Genomic DNA, 14,745 nt, shown 5'->3' on the forward strand with positions numbered 1-14,745 from the left:
TGCGGCTCGTTCATCGATTCAGCTCGGAATGCCGGAGGAAGCGGGGGTCTGCGCGGAGGCGAGCGAGCGTCGCCGCTCTCCTCCCCTTCCCGCCTCGTCCTCGACCTCGGCCTGCAGCGACGAGCGCCTCGTACACGGCGCCGTGCAGCGCTCCCACGAGGGAACGCTCGCGCTTGGACAGGTCGGGTCGCTCCCTCTCTCCGTGCCGGCGCGCTCGCTCGAGGCCCGCCTCCAACGCCGCCGGCGACACGGGGCCGTCGAACAGCTCCACCCAGCCGCTCCCGACCTCCGCGGCGAGGGCCCGCGTCGATCCGGTCGCCGGGACCAGGATCGTCTTCCGCGCGCCGAGGGCGAGCAGCGCGGCTCCGGAGTTGTAGAGGTACTTGTACGGCAGGGTGACGAGGTCCGCGCCTGCCAGGAGCTCGTCCAGCTCGGCGTCGTCGATGTGGCCGAGCCGCAGGTGGACGCGACCGTCGGCTCCGACCGCTCTGCGCACCTCGTCGGCGTACTCGGGGACAGCGGCCGCGCCGGCGATGACGAGTTCGCCGTCGGTGAGTGCGCTGAAGGCCGCGATCAGCTCCTCGAGTCCCTTGTAGGGCCGGATCTGCCCGAAGAACAGGATGCGCCGACCCGCTTCACGGGGGCCCGGGACAGAGGCCGACTCCGGATAGGCGCCGTGCAGGACGACGACTCCCCGGTCCAGGTCGTTCTCGTCGGACTCGTTCAGATAGATGCGGACGTCCGTGAGACGGTCCAGCCAGCGCGCGAGGAGAGTCTCGACGGCACTGCCCGATTCGTGCGGTCGGAGGTTGTGCATCGTCACGACGACCGGCGTCCCCGACGCGAGCAGCCGGGCGATGAGCCCGAAGGCGAGGGCGGACTTCAGCCAGCGGCGCGGGCCGCGCGGGGCACGGAAGAGGTACTCCGGCCAGTGCACGTGGAAGACGTCGTAGCGCCCGAGAAGGGCACGTCGCCAGGTGAACGCGACCGGTTCCACCGACGCCGGGAACGAACCGACGAGCAGCTCGATGTAGGGGTTGCTCGAGCCGGAGAAGTCCTTCACGGAGAAGAGCGCCCGGATCATTCGCGTGCTTCTCCTTCGTTCGTCTCTTCGGCGGACCGCCCCGGGCACCACGAGACGACCTGGGAGAGGGCACCACGGCCTGTGATCGGACCGCGACACGCCCGCTTCGGCGACGGAGCGGACGACCTCGGCCGGCGAGGGATGGTCTGACGCTACCAGTCGGGTTTCTCGAGGTCCGTCACCCGCCGCCCCCGTCAGAGTTCGGTGATGACGATCTCCGAGAAGCGAGTCACTCCTGCTGTCACCGATCCGAAGGTGAACCGCAGCCGGAAGTGCGTCGCCCACGCAGGAGCGACCCGGTTCCAGGTCGTCTGCTGATAGGTCTTGCGGAAGGGAGCCTGCGCGTTCGCGCCGGCGAGGTCGAGATTCGACACCGGGCGAGCGCTGCTCCGAGCGACGATCGGGATCCCCGACGAGGACACGCCGGTCACGGCGACGAAGGATTCGGACACGTACATCGTGCCCGTCGACGTGGATCCCGCGATGGTGAAGTCGACGCCGTACAGCAGCCCCGCTGTGACGGGGACGTCGATGGAGACCGCCGGACCGGGACCGCCGGCCACTCGGGTCATCAGCAGCTGGTTGCCGCTGGTGGTCAGCGTCATGGACGGGCTGGTGGTGCGGCTCGTCGCGTCGGCGCCGTTGAGGAACGCGTCGACGGGCGCTGCGAGAGAGAAGTTCCCGTCGACGAGCTTGTTCGCCGCCTTCGAATGCAGAATCGACCCCTGCCCCGAACCGCTGCCGTTCCCGTCCGAGGTGACGTGCTGGCTGATACGGACCTTCGCAGTGCCACCGGCGAGATATCCCGATTTCATCTGCGTATTGAACATCGACAGTTGATGGACCTGGATTCCGCCGCCCCACCCTCCTGCAGTGGTCTCGAAGAGGTAGTTGGCCACCGGGACCTGATGGAAGAAGAGGTGTCCGCCTGAGATCGAGATCTGCGCAGCTGTACTCGACCCGGTGACGAACTGCGAGAGCGTGGAGTTCGCGCCGCTCTCGTTGATCTCGATATGCGGCTGGTGCAGGATCACCCGACCCGCGTCGACCTTCACGGCCTGCACGCAGAAGTCGATAGACGTCGAGACGAAGTGCAGCTCGCCGTTCGGGTTGGCGTTGTAGACGCCGAGGGTGCTGGTGCCGATACCACCGCCGATGAACTTGATGTTCTCGCCGTAGTTGACTCTGCCTGCGGGCATGGAAACGGCCGTCCTGCAGCGGAAGATGTGGAAGTTGTAGAAGCTGATCAGGAACGCATCGTTCTCGAAGGACACGCCGGTCCCGAAGCCCGAGATCTCCAGGCCCCAGAGTCCGAGCCCGCGCGTGGTGGCGGCAGTCGTGCTGTCGGTGTTGAACAGGATTCCGGTGCTGGCCGTCGCGGACGCTCCCGGCCCCAGCAGACGGAGTCCGGTGATCGCCGCCCTGTTGTTGGGGTAGCCGGACGTGGCACTGCCGATCACCGTGAGAGCAGGACCGCTGGTGATGGCGGTCGCATTCAGCGGACCGCAGGTGAACTCGAGCGAGATGTACGAGGAGTCGATCACGAGGGTGCGCGTGATCTTGAAGCTCTTCGAGATCGTCAACGTGACCTCTTGGCGAGCGGCGACGAAATAGTCGATCGCGGCGCGGAGCTTGTCCTCGTCAGTGGTCCCGGCGAATTCGAGGTAGTTGTGGATTCCGTTGACGCGGGTCGCAGGTATAGTCTCGTCCGCGGCTTCCGCGGCGGGTGCGGCGACGACGGCGGCCGCGGCCGCGGCCCCTCCGTAGCGGAGGAACGTGCGGCGGGATCCGGGTCCTGTTTCGAGAGTCGTCGTCATCTCCTCATGCTCGGATCATCCCGCCATCGTCTGTCGACGGCCGCACCCCCCGACCGCGGAGGGAAGCAGAGGAGACTCTGTCGTTTTCCTGGAACGACGACGCGGATCCATGGTTCCGCCCCTAGAAGGGGGGCCCAAGGGGCGGATCCTTCTTCACGAGCGGCCGCTCTCACAGGATTGCAGGACCAGCAGCTTGCCGAACGCCAGCACCTGATAGACCACCGCCAGAGTCCACTCGCTCACCCGCCGCGGCTCGTCGACCGAGCCGACCGAGAACGGTGTGCGCAGGCAGCGAGACGCGATCGTGCGGACCCGGGTCACATGCGGAGTGGAGGTCATCAGTGCCACCGAGGTCCAGTCGTACTCCGAGGAGAGCGTGTTCAGCTCGGAGATCTCACCGCCCGTAGTGAACGGGGAGGGAGTGAAGCAGACGACTCTGACCTCCTCGCCGGCATCGCATTCGGCTCGGGCGAACGAACCGTTCTCCAGGCGCGGAGTCGAGAGCACGAGGGTGACATCCCGGTGCTCCTCGAGCAGAGCGAGCGCACGGCCGACCCTGCGATCAGTAGCAGGACCCAGCACCACGAGCGCATCGGCTCCCCCCACGGGATCGAGAACGGGTCGGACGAAGAGGGGCACCGCCACCGCGGCGAGCAGTGCGACGGCGAGGAGGACGGCGAGCCACGTGCGCCAGAGGATCCGCAGTGAGCGTGCGGCGGATCGATTCGGGACGACTCGTCGGAGGATCGTGCCGACCAGCGCCCCGACCGCCGTGCCCGCGAGAACCGAGAGGAGGCCGTACAGCACGCCACCGACCGACGGCGGAGTGACGATCATCTCGACGGTCGACGCCCCCTCGAGCAGCGCGAGGACTCCGAGTGCGGGGACGAAGGGTCGACGGCTGCTCGCCGCCACCAGCGCGGCTGCCGCCGCTGCAGCCGGTGAGGCGAGAGCGCAGACTGCGATCCCTTCTCCACCCAGGGCGTGGACGAGACCAGTCGGATCATGGGAGCGGGCGATCCGGACGAACTGCCGCGAGGAGTCCGATCCGAAGGGATCGGCACAGACGAGCAGGAGCAGAAAGGCGAGGACCGCCGTGGTCCCGGCGACCCGCAGGCGCCACCGGCTCACCGGAGCCTCCCCGGCCGACCGTGTCACGCCCAGCAGCCCGTTTCCGCGGACGCGAGGCGATCGCGCTCGCGTGCGCGCCTGAGGACGGGAAGGACGGGGAGGTCCGAGAAGAGCGTCACAGGAGCGAACACTACCCAGGGGAAGGGACGAGGAGGACCTGAGCGGTCGGGCTTCCGCCGGATCCTCGCCGGCGGGTGGCACGCCGACAGGAGACGATGCGCAGGACTGCGGGTGGACGGGATCGCGACTCCGCCTCAAGCCCTCCGGGCCGGCCTCCGAGCCCGACGCCCCCGGGACCGCGTCCCCGGCGCCGCCTAGTCGTTGCCGAGGATGACGATGGCGGCAGTGGGGGGAAGCGCGTCCTCGTGATAGCGCTCGATCTCGTCGATGGCGATCGGGTCGGCCTGCTGGAGGAACTGGGTGAGGCGGGTGACCTCCTCGGTCTCGCCGATGGAGTCGGCGGCGCGGCGGAGGGCGTAGAGGGCGAGGAGGAAACCGCGGTTGGGTCCGTGGCGCCACGGGATGGGACCCTGGCCGCGCCAGCCGGCGGATCGCAGGAGGTCCAGACCGCGGTGGTAGCCGACGCGGGCGTAGGCGTAGGAGGGGAGGGCCGCGTCGATGCCCCAGACGCTGTCGGCGAGCAGTGCCCAGGCCAGCGGGGAGCGCGGGTGGGCGGCGGCGAGGGCGGCGAATTCGACGGCTCCCGGGTTCGCGTGCTTCGCGAGGGCCGCGGTGACCGCGGGCTCGTCGGGGAGGAGGGTCGGTTCGGGGCCCAGCAGGTTCTCGCCACTCATGCCTCCCAGGCTATCCCGCTCGGGGCTGTGCGGGTCCGGGGTCCGGCCGTCCGGCGCACGACGGTCGTCCCTCCACAGGGGCGTCAGCGGAGGGAGCCGGGCGGTTCGCCGGTCGTCGCCGTCGTGCGCGGGGGTGCCGCCGATAGCATCGACCCATGGCGACGAACCGCAGTGAAGTCGAGGCCTGGCTCACGGACATGGACGGCGTGCTGGTGCACGAGAACAAGGCGCTCCCCGGCGCGCCCGAGCTGATCCAGGAGTGGACCGATTCGGGCACCCCGTTCCTGGTGCTGACGAACAACTCGATCTTCACGCCGCGGGATCTGGCGGCGCGGCTGCGCGGGTCGGGGCTGCACGTGCCGGAGGAGCGGATCTGGACGAGCGCTCTGGCGACGGCGGACTTCTGCGCGTCGCAGAAGCCGGGCGGGAGCGCGTTCGTGATCGGCGAGGCGGGGATCACCACCGCGCTGCACGAGGCGGGCTTCATCATGACGGAGACGGCGCCGGACTACGTGGTCGTGGGCGAGACCCGCAATTACAGCTTCGAGGCGATCACGAAGGCGATCCGCCTGATCGTCGCGGGTGCGCGCTTCATCGTCACCAATCCCGATGCGACGGGGCCGAGCGCCGAGGGCGTGCTCCCGGCGACGGGGGCAATCGCGGCGCTCATCACGAAGGCGACGGGCAAGGATCCGTACGTCGTCGGCAAGCCGAACCCGATGATGTTCCGCTCGGCGATGAACAAGATCGGCGCGCACAGCGAGAACACCGGGATGATCGGCGACCGGATGGACACCGACATCGTCGCGGGCATCGAGGCGGGCCTGCACACCGTGCTGGTGCTGACGGGGATCAGCGACGAGGCCGAGATCGAGCGCTATCCGTTCCGCCCGGACGAGGTGCTGAGCGGGGTGCACGAGCTCCTGTCGTCGGAGCCGCTGGAGTCGGAGTTCCCGCCGGATTCGGCGGTCTGAGTTTCGGCGGCCCGGCAGCGGGCCGGGCGCCGGTTCCTGATACGGCACCGCGGCTCGCGGGGGTCAGAAGCGGACGTGCTGCAGCACCCAGGCGTGCATCGCGACGGCTGCCGCCGCCGAGGCATTGATCGACCGGGTCGAGCCGAACTGCGTGATCTCGAGCACGGCCTCCGAGGCGGCGATCGCCTCCTCCGAGAGGCCGGGTCCCTCCTGCCCGAACAGCAGGAGGCAGCGCTCGGGGAGCCGGTAGGTCTCGAGCGGCACGCAGCCGGGGACGTTGTCGACGGCGAGGAGGGGCACGTCCGCCTCCGCGGCCCACTGCACGAGGTCGGCCACCGTCTCGTGGTGCTGGACGTGCTGGTAGCGGTCGGTGACCATCGCGCCGCGCTTGTTCCACCGCCGCCGGCCGACGATGTGGACGCCCTCCGCGCCGAACGCGTTCGCGCTGCGGACGATCGAGCCGATGTTCATGTCGTGCTGCCAGTTCTCGATCGCGACGTGGAACGGGTGCCGCGTGCGGTCGAGCTCCGCGACGATCGCGTCCATCCGCCAGTAGCGGAAGCGGTCGACCACGTTGCGCGCGTCGCCGCGCTCCAGCAGCTCCGGGTCGAGGCGGTCGTCCTCGGGCCGCTCGCCCTGCCAGGGGCCGACGCCGTTCGTGGTGAGCTCCACGGAGGCGGTGGGTCCGGTCGCGGGGGTCGCCTCGTTCTCCTGCACGACGAGCGATCCTACTGGGCGCTCCGCGGCTCGGCCGGGTGCACCGGGCCGGTGCCCGGCGGCATCCTCCGAGGCCCGAGCGACGGCGCGCGTCAGGCCGCGGGGGTGCCGGCGAGGGAGCCGGTCAGCTCGCCGCCGCCCGCCCGGTCGACGAAGCAGTAGTAGCTGCGCTCGCCCGCGTCCCACTGCTCCTGGGTGACGGGGAACGCACCGGCGACCTGCACGTCGCCGTAGGTCTCGGCCGCGGCGACGTCCACGACGCCCTGCGCCTGGCAGAGCGAGGAGACGGTGACGGCCAGGGCGTCCTGGCCGGGGAACGCCGCGTCGGTCAGCTCCGCGGTGGAGACGAGCTGGGCGGAGTGGGCCCCCGCGCAGTCCACGACGGTGAACTCCTCCGCCCAGACGGAGTCGAAGGGCTCGACGCACTCGCCGCCGAGGAGCGCGCTCCAGGCCCAGGTGCCGACGGGCAGCGGTCCGACGGTCGGGAGGGTCGCGGTCGGCGTGGGCGAGGGGGTCGGCTCCGCCGTGGGCGTCTCGCTGACGACCGGGACGGCCTGCGGCTCTGCTCGGCCGCCGGCGCTCCCGACGGCGATGCCGATCGCGAAGAGCCCGGCGAGGAGGATCACCGCACCCGCCGCGATCAGGCCGATCAGGAGCCGGCGTCGGCTGAGCGTGCGCCACGCGGGCGCTGCGGCGGGCGCCGAGTCGCGCTCGCGGCTCTCGGGTCGGGACCGGGCGGAGCGGCGCTTCCGCGGCGGAGCGGCGTTGACGTGGGCGGCCGCGGGAGCGGTGCGGAAGGGCGCGGGCTCGGCGCGGTCGGCGGGCTCGGCGGCCGGCTCGAGGTTCCACGAGTAGGCGCCGGCGGTCTCGCGCCACAGCTCCTCGTCGCCGCCGTCCTCGTCGGGCTCGTCCTGCGGAGCGACGACCTGCTCCCACACGGGCGGCTGGTCCCAGTCCCCGCGCGGGTCGGGCCACTCGTAGACGGCGGGCGGAGTCGGCTCGCGCGGAGTCGGCGGGGTCGCGCCGACCGGGCGTCCGTCAGCGGGGTAGAGGGCGCCGGAGCGGTCCGCCGGGTCGACGTCGGTCGAGGATCCGGCATCGGGCTCGTCGTCCGGCCGGTGGGCGCTGCGCAGTCCGGCGGGGGCGGTCGGCAGGTCGGCGGGAGGGTCGGTGTGCGGCAGGACCGGGCGCACGGAGTCCGCCCCGCGGCGATGCACCTCGGTGCGGCCGGCATCGGCGGAGGCGTCGGAGCCGGAGCCGGAGCCGGAGCCGTCGGCATCGTCGTCGAGGAGGGGAGCGAAGAACGCGTCGAAGGCGTCCTCGTCGGACACGTCCGCGTCGGAGGCACTCGTGTCGCGGGCAGTCGTCCCACCGGCACCCGCCTCGCGGACACCCGTCTCGCGGGCACTCGCCTCGCGGGCACCCGCCTCGTGCACTCCCATGGCGCGGGCTCCCGTGTCGGAGACTCCCGTGTCGTCGCCCGGAGAGCTCCGTCCCTCGGCGGAGACGCCGTCGCGGTCGGAGGAGCGCTCCGGCTCCACGACCGTTCCGCGGTCGGCGTCGGCGTCCTGCTCCTCCACCCGAGCGGAGTCGTCCGCGGGTTTCGGGAGGTCGCCGTCGGCCTCCTCGGCGGCGGGCGTCGCGCTCAGCACGGGCTCCCCCGGCCACAGGCCGACCGGAGCGGCAGGGGCACGGCGCGGCGCCGCGTCGGAGTTGCTGTCGCTGTCGCTGTCGCTGTTGCTGTCGCGGTCGCGGTCGCTCGACGACGGTCCGGCCGCGTCGGCGGAGGAGGCCGACTCGCTCGCAACGCTCCGCTCCTCCGCTGACGCGTGGGCCTCGTCGGTTGCGGACTCAGCAGGACCGGACGTCCGCTCCGCGCGCGACTCCTCCACGGGAGGGACGGGGCGGGGCGAGTCGAAGATGCTCTTCAGGCGGCCGCCGCTGAGCTGCTGGAGCAGCCACTCGCTGCTGCCGACGGGACGCTCCGGCTCGGGTCGCTCCGGCTCGGCACGCTCCGGCTCGGCACGCTCCGGCTCGGAGGCCTCCGATCCGGCAGGCTCCGGCTCGCGGCCCTCGGACCCGCGGCGCTCCGGCTCCGGGTGCTCGCCGCCTCCCGGGCCCCCGCCGCGTCCCCCCTCGTCGACCATCAGCTCAGGCCGAGGTCGGCCAGACCGATCGCGGCGAAGTACGGGTAGCCGGCGTCCTCGATGATCTCGCGGGCACCGGTCGCGCGGTCGACGACGACGGCGACTCCTGCGATCTCGGCGCCGACCTTCAGCAGGGCCTCGATCGCCTTCAGCGGCGAGCCGCCGGTGGTGGACGTGTCCTCGACGACGACGACGCGCTTGCCCTCGAGGTCGGGGCCCTCGACCTGCCGGCCGCGGCCGTGGTCCTTGGGCTCCTTGCGCACGACGAACGCGTCGTAGGCGAGACCGCGGGCGGCGCCCTGATGGAGGATCGCGGCGGCGATCGGGTCGGCTCCCATGGTGAGGCCGCCGACGGCGTCGACGCGCTCGAGCGGCGCGATGAGGTCGAGCATGACCTGCCCGATCAGCGGCGCGACCCGGTGGTCGAGGCTCACGCGGCGCAGGTCGACGTAGTACGACGCCTTCTTGCCGCTCGTGAGGGTGAAGTCCCCGTGGAAGACGGCGTCGGAGCCGATGTACTCGATGAGCTGCTGGCGTGCGTCGGTCACGCGCCTACTCTACGGGGCGACCCCTCCCCCGCTCGGGAGCGCGCCCGCTGCGGCGTGCTCGCCCGCCTCGTCGCCTCCTCCGCGGAACTGCGTCATGTAGAGCTCGTAGTAGGCGCCGCGCTGCTTCAGGAGCGCCTCGTGCGCGCCCTGCTCGACGATCCGGCCCGACTCCATCACCAGGATGGTGTCGGCGTCGCGGATCGTGGAGAGCCGGTGCGCGATGACGAACGAGGTCCGGTCGGTGCGCAGCGCGTTCATCGCGTGCTGCACGAGCAGCTCCGTGCGGGTGTCGACCGAGGAGGTGGCCTCGTCGAGGATCAGCAGCGACGGGTTCGCGAGGAACGCGCGCGCGATCGTGATCAGCTGCCGCTCGCCCGCCGAGACGCTGCCGCCGTCGGCGTCCAGCACCGTGTCGTAGCCGTCGGGCAGCTGGCGCACGAAGCGGTCGACCATGGTGGCCTTCGCCGCGTCGACGATCTCCTCGTCGGTCGCGTCCAGGCGCCCGTAGCGGATGTTCTCGCGGATGGTGCCCTGGAAGAGCCACGCGTCCTGCAGCACCATGCCCACGCGCGAGCGCAGATCGCCGCGCGCGAGGCTCGTGATGTCGACGCCGTCGAGCAGGATGCGCCCTCCGGTGAGCTCGTAGAAGCGCATGACCAGGTTGACCAGCGTGGTCTTCCCCGCCCCGGTCGGACCGACGATGGCGACCGTCTGCCCGGGCTGCGCGGAGAAGGTCAGGTCCTCGATCAGCGGCTGCTCCGGGTCGTACGAGAACGAGACGCCCTCGAACTCCACGTGGCCGTCGGTGCGCTGCGGGAGCGACGCGGTCGCCGTCTCCGGCTCCTGCTCCTCGGCGTCGAGCAGCTCGAACGTGCGCTCGGCCGAGGCGACGCCGGACTGCAGCATGTTCGCCATGCTCGCCAGCTGGGTCACCGGCTGGGTGAACTCGCGCGAGTACTGGATGAACGCGGTCGCGTCGCCGAGCGTCAGCTGACCGGAGGCGACCCGCAGGCCGCCGACCACGGCGATGAGCACGTAGGAGAGGTAGGAGACGAAGGTCATCGCGGGCATGATCATGCCCGAGACGAACTGGGCGCCGAACGAGGCGGTGTAGAGGCTGTCGTTGCGGCGGTCGAACTCCTCGAGCATCTCGCGGTCGCGGCCGAAGGCGCGGACGATCTCGAGCCCGGAGAAGGTCTCCTCGATGTGGCCGTTGAGCGCGCCCGTGTTCTTCCACTGGGCGGCGAAGAGCTTCTGGGAGCGGGCGCCGATCACGCCTGCGATCACGCCCGAGAGCGGGATCGAGATCAGCGCGATCAGCGCGAGCTGCCACGAGACGATGAACATCATCGCGGCGATGCCGATGATGGTGAGCACCGACTGCACCAGCTGCGAGAAGGCCTGCTGCAGCGCCGTCTGGATGTTGTCGACGTCGTTCGTGACGCGCGACATCACGTCGCCGCGCTGCCGGGTGTCGAAGAAGCGCAGCGGGAGGCGGTTGAGCTTCGCCTCGATGTCCTGGCGGAGGTCGAAGACCACCCGCATCACGAGGCCGTTGAGGATGTAGCCCTGTGCCCACATGAGCACCGACGCGACGACGTACATCAGCAGCACGATGATGATCAGGCGGCCGAGGACCACGAAGTCGATGCCCGCGCCGGGCACGATGTCGGTCTTGGCCAGCATGTCGGCGAAGGTGCCGTTGCCCGAGGCGCGCTGCTGCTCGATGATCTGCTCGAGCGGGACGCCGGCGGGCAGCTGCGAGCCGATCACGCCGTTGAAGATCGTGTCCATCGCCTGCCCGAGGATCTTGGGCGCGATGACGGTGAGGACGACCGACAGCGAGACCAGGGCGACCACGAGGACCATCCGAGCGCGCTCGGGGCCGAGCAGCGAGAAGAGGCGCTTGGCCGAGGGCCAGAAGTTCTGCGCCTTGCGGGCGGGCGGCCCGTCCCCGAACATGCCGCCGTCACCCTCGCCGGGCTCGAACTCGGGCTCGGGGGACGTCGTCTCCTCGGGGACGGTGGTGTCGCGTGTGCGCGCCATCTCAGGACACTCCTTCGACGCTCAGCTGGGATTCGACGATCTCGCGGTAGGTCGCGTTCGTCTCGAGGAGCTCGTCGTGCGTGCCGCGGCCGACGACGCGGCCCGCGTCGAGCACGACGATCTGGTCGGCGTGGCGGATGGTCGACACCCGCTGGGCCACGATGATCACGGTCGCGTCGGTGGTGGCGTCGGCCAGCGACTCCCGCAGCCGCGCATCGGTCGCGACGTCGAGCGCCGAGAACGAGTCGTCGAACAGGTAGACCCGCGGCTTCGCGACGAGGGCGCGCGCGATGCAGAGCCGCTGGCGCTGCCCGCCGGAGACGTTGGTGCCGCCCTGCGAGACCGGCTCGTCGAGCCCGTGCTCCTTGCTCCGCACGAAGTCCTCGCCCTGGGCGATGCGCAGCGCCTCCCACAGCTCGGCGTCCGTCGCGTCGGGGCGGCCGAAGCGCAGGTTCGAGGCGATCGTCCCCGAGAAGAGGTAGGGGCGCTGGGGCACGAGCCCGATCACCTCGGCGAGCTGCGCCCGGTCGAGGGAGGAGACGGGCACGCCGTCGATCGTGACGCTGCCCTCCTGCGGGTCGAACAAGCGCGGCACGAGGCCGAGCAGGGTCGTCTTGCCGGCGCCGGTGGAGCCGACGACGGCCGTGGTGCGGCCCGGCTCCGCGACGATGTCGATGCCCGAGAGCACGGGGCGCTCGGCGCCCGGGTAGCCGAAGACGACCCCGGAGAACTCGACGCGGCCGCGCGCGGGCGTCGGGACTCCGCCCTGGGGCGTGGTGAGGCTGGTGCGGGCGTCGAGCACCTGCTGGATCCGCTCGGCGCAGACGACCGCGCGCGGGATCATCATCACCATGAAGACGCCCATCATCACGGCGGTGAGGATCTGGAGGAGGTACTGCAGGAACGCGGTGAGCGAGCCCACCTGCATCTGACCTGCGTTGACCCGCTGCCCGCCGAACCACAGCACGGCCGCGGTGGCCAGGTGCAGGATCATCATGATCGCGGGGAACATCAGCACGAAGATGTTGCCGACCTTGATCGACACCTCGGTGATCGCCGCGTTGGCCTTGCGGTACCGCTCGGACTCGAACGGCTCGCGCACGAAGGCGCGCACCACGCGGATGCCCGTGATCTGCTCGCGCAGCACGCTGTTGATCCCGTCGATCCGGTCCTGCATGAGGCGGAACAGCGGCAGCAGCAGGAACACCAGGAAGCCGACCACGACGAACAGCAGCGGCACCGACACCCAGACCAGCCAGGAGAGGCCGGCGTCCTCGCGCAGGGCGAAGACGATGCCGCCGACGCACATGATCGGCGCGGAGACCATGAAGTTGAGGGTCATCAGCACGAGCATCTGCACCTGCTGCACGTCGTTCGTGCCGCGGGTGATCAGGGTGGCCGTGCCGAAGCCGCCGACCTCGAGCCCGCTGAGCGAGTCGACGCGGCGGTAGACGTCGCGGCGCAGGTCGCGGCCGACGGACATGGCGGTGCGGGCGCCGAAGTAGACGGCTCCGATCGCCGCGGCGACCTGCACGACGCAGACGCCGAGCATGGTCATGCCGGTGCCCCAGATGAAGTCGGTGTCGCCGCGGCCGATGCCCTGGTCGATGATCTCGGCGTTGAGGCTCGGCAGGTAGAGCGCGGCGAGCGTCGCGACGAGCTGCAGCACGACGACGGCGGCCACCCAGCGCGCGTAGGGCTTCGCGTAGGCGGAGGCGAGGCGGAGCAGGATCATGGGTCCTCCGGAGGGGCGGAGCAGGAGCGGGAGGGGAGTGGACCGGGCTGGGGAGCGCGGAGCGCCGGGGAGCCCGTCGGGCCCGCACGGCGCGGGCGGCGGCGGCGTCCGGACGGCACAACGAACGGCCGGTCGGGACGGCGCTAGACAACCATCGACCACCGACACCGGTTCCGCAATCCGCCGAGGGGATGACTCCCCCGGCCCGCGGCCGCCGGGACGCGCGGAGGACGCGCAGGAGACGTGTCGGCGGCGGCTCCTACACTTCCAGGATGCGCATCGCCACCTGGAACGTGAACTCCATCCGGGCCCGCACCGGCCGCGTCGTCGACTGGCTCGTGCGCGAGGACGTGGACGTCCTCGCCATGCAGGAGCTCAAGTGCAAGCCCGAGCAGTTCCCGCACGAGGCCTTCGCCGACGCCGGCTACCACGTCGAGATGGTCGGGCTCAGCCAGTGGAACGGCGTCGGCATCGCCTCGCGCCTGCCGATGGACGACGTGCAGATCGGCTTCCCGGGCATGCCCGGCTTCGCGAAGGAGGCGGCGGCCGACGGCTCCTTCCCGCTCGAGGCCCGCGCGATCGGCGCCACGGTCGACGGCGTGCGCGTCTGGAGCCTCTACGTCCCGAACGGCCGCGCGGTCGACGACCCGCACTACCTCTACAAGCTCGAGTGGCTCGCGGCCCTCGAGGCGAGCACCCGCGAGTGGCTGGCCGCCGAGCCCGACCTGCCGCTCGCTCTGGTCGGCGACTGGAACGTCGCGCCGCTCGACAGCGACGTGGGCGACCCGAGCCTCGGCCCCGGATCCACGCACGTCTCGATCCCCGAGCGCGCCGCCTTCGCCGCCTTCGAGGACGCGGGCCTGCGCGACGTCGTCCGCCCGCTCGTGCCCGAGGGCTACACCTACTGGGACTACAAGCAGCTCCGCTTCCCGCGCAACGAGGGGCTGCGGATCGACTTCGTGCTCGGCTCCCCCGCGTTCGGCGAGCTCGTCACCGGCGCCTCGATCCACCGCGACGAGCGCAAGGGCGACGCCCCGAGCGACCACGTCCCGGTGGTGGTCGACCTCGACCTCGAGACGACCCTCGACGACGACCGCCCGATGATCTTCTGAGCATGGCCTCGTCGAAGAAGAAGCGCGCGCGGGCCCAGGCCGCCTCGGCCGGCGCCTCCCGCCCCGCCGCCCGACCCGCGACGGCACGCCCTGCGACCGCCCGCCCCGCGACCGCCCGTCCCGGAGCCGCGCACGACGAGTTCCGGTCCGACGCCTACCGCTCGGTGGGCGAGATCATCGCCGCCGGGAAGCCGCGCCGGCGCCGCTGGGACCTCGTGCTCTCGATCCTCGGCTGCCTCGCCCTCGGCCTGCTGACGATCGTGCTCGGCTACCTCGCCGCGATCCTCTCGGTCTTCCCCGCGCAGTGCGAGGGCCAGAACTTCGCCTGCGACTTCGACCGGATCGACTGGGGCGTCTCGATCGCGCTGATCGGGCCGCCCGCGCTGACGCTGATCGCCGTGGCCGTGACGGTCGTGCGCTACCTCGTGGGCCGTCGCGCGTTCCTCGTGCCGGTCATCGGGTTCGTGCTCTGCATCGCCACCGCGTTCCTCGCCTCCTCGCTCGTGACGAGCTCGATCCCCGGGTCGGCGCTGGTCTAGCACCGACCCGGGGGGCGCGTCAGCGGTCGGCGCGGTCGGCGCTGGTCCAGCACCGACCCGGGGGCGCGTCAGCGGTCGGCGCGGTCAGCGCTGGTCCAGCA

The 14,745-nt window shown here is 71.3% G+C and carries 12 protein-coding genes; 3 read left to right on the forward strand and 9 right to left on the reverse strand.

Going from position 1 to position 14,745, the window contains the following annotated elements:
• Positions 1-10: 10 nt before the first annotated feature.
• The 4 genes from C5C46_RS03850 to C5C46_RS03865 all read right to left on the reverse strand — a co-directional run bounded on the left by C5C46_RS03850 (position 11) and on the right by C5C46_RS03865 (position 4,826).
• Complete coding sequence (locus C5C46_RS03850; RefSeq protein WP_104222797.1) at positions 11-1,084, reverse strand: glycosyltransferase; 1,074 nt, start codon at positions 1,082-1,084, stop codon at positions 11-13.
• 194 nt (positions 1,085-1,278) lie between these two features.
• Positions 1,279-2,901, reverse strand: a complete 1,623-nt coding sequence (locus tag C5C46_RS03855) for a twin-arginine translocation signal domain-containing protein (RefSeq protein WP_104222798.1) — start codon at positions 2,899-2,901, stop codon at positions 1,279-1,281.
• 153 nt (positions 2,902-3,054) lie between these two features.
• Positions 3,055-3,816: an ElyC/SanA/YdcF family protein gene (locus C5C46_RS03860; RefSeq protein ID WP_146078932.1), complete on the reverse strand. Its 762-nt coding sequence runs from the start codon at positions 3,814-3,816 to the stop codon at positions 3,055-3,057.
• A 530-nt stretch (positions 3,817-4,346) separates the two neighbouring features.
• Complete coding sequence (locus tag C5C46_RS03865; protein ID WP_104225720.1) at positions 4,347-4,826, reverse strand: DUF3151 domain-containing protein; 480 nt, start codon at positions 4,824-4,826, stop codon at positions 4,347-4,349.
• Positions 4,827-4,981: 155 nt separating this feature from the next.
• On the opposite strand from C5C46_RS03865, the gene C5C46_RS03870 reads away from it, so the two are divergent.
• Positions 4,982-5,800 carry an HAD-IIA family hydrolase gene (locus C5C46_RS03870; protein WP_104225721.1) on the forward strand — a complete coding sequence of 273 codons (819 nt, stop codon included), beginning with the start codon at positions 4,982-4,984 and terminating at the stop codon, positions 5,798-5,800.
• Positions 5,801-5,863: 63 nt separating this feature from the next.
• Here C5C46_RS03870 and C5C46_RS03875 read toward each other — a convergent pair whose 3' ends face one another.
• From C5C46_RS03875 to C5C46_RS03895, 5 genes are all read right to left on the reverse strand, one after another.
• A complete protein-coding gene (locus C5C46_RS03875; protein ID WP_104225722.1) occupies positions 5,864-6,517 on the reverse strand; it encodes a TrmH family RNA methyltransferase in 654 nt (217 codons plus the stop codon).
• Between the two features lie 92 nt (positions 6,518-6,609).
• Positions 6,610-8,664, reverse strand: a complete 2,055-nt coding sequence (locus C5C46_RS03880) for a septum formation family protein (RefSeq protein WP_104225723.1) — start codon at positions 8,662-8,664, stop codon at positions 6,610-6,612.
• On the reverse strand, positions 8,664-9,212 hold the full coding sequence (gene pyrE, locus C5C46_RS03885; protein WP_104225724.1) for an orotate phosphoribosyltransferase: 549 nt from the start codon (positions 9,210-9,212) through the stop codon (positions 8,664-8,666). The genes C5C46_RS03880 and pyrE overlap by 1 nt, the downstream gene beginning before the upstream one ends.
• Positions 9,213-9,221: 9 nt before the next feature.
• Complete coding sequence (locus C5C46_RS03890; RefSeq protein ID WP_104225725.1) at positions 9,222-11,258, reverse strand: ABC transporter ATP-binding protein; 2,037 nt, start codon at positions 11,256-11,258, stop codon at positions 9,222-9,224.
• Between the two features lies 1 nt (position 11,259).
• A complete protein-coding gene (locus tag C5C46_RS03895; RefSeq protein WP_104222806.1) occupies positions 11,260-12,993 on the reverse strand; it encodes an ABC transporter ATP-binding protein in 1,734 nt (577 codons plus the stop codon).
• A 272-nt stretch (positions 12,994-13,265) separates the two neighbouring features.
• Here C5C46_RS03895 and C5C46_RS03900 point away from each other — a divergent pair, with 272 nt between their 5' ends.
• Both C5C46_RS03900 and C5C46_RS03905 read left to right on the forward strand, forming a co-directional pair.
• A complete protein-coding gene (locus C5C46_RS03900; RefSeq protein ID WP_104225726.1) occupies positions 13,266-14,105 on the forward strand; it encodes an exodeoxyribonuclease III in 840 nt (279 codons plus the stop codon).
• A gap of 2 nt (positions 14,106-14,107) precedes the next feature.
• A complete protein-coding gene (locus C5C46_RS03905) occupies positions 14,108-14,644 on the forward strand; it encodes a hypothetical protein (RefSeq protein WP_104225727.1) in 537 nt (178 codons plus the stop codon).
• The last annotated feature ends 101 nt before the right edge of the window (positions 14,645-14,745 follow it).

The sequence above is a fragment of the Rathayibacter sp. AY1E6 genome (assembly GCF_002931115.1).
GTDB lineage: Bacteria > Actinomycetota > Actinomycetes > Actinomycetales > Microbacteriaceae > Rathayibacter.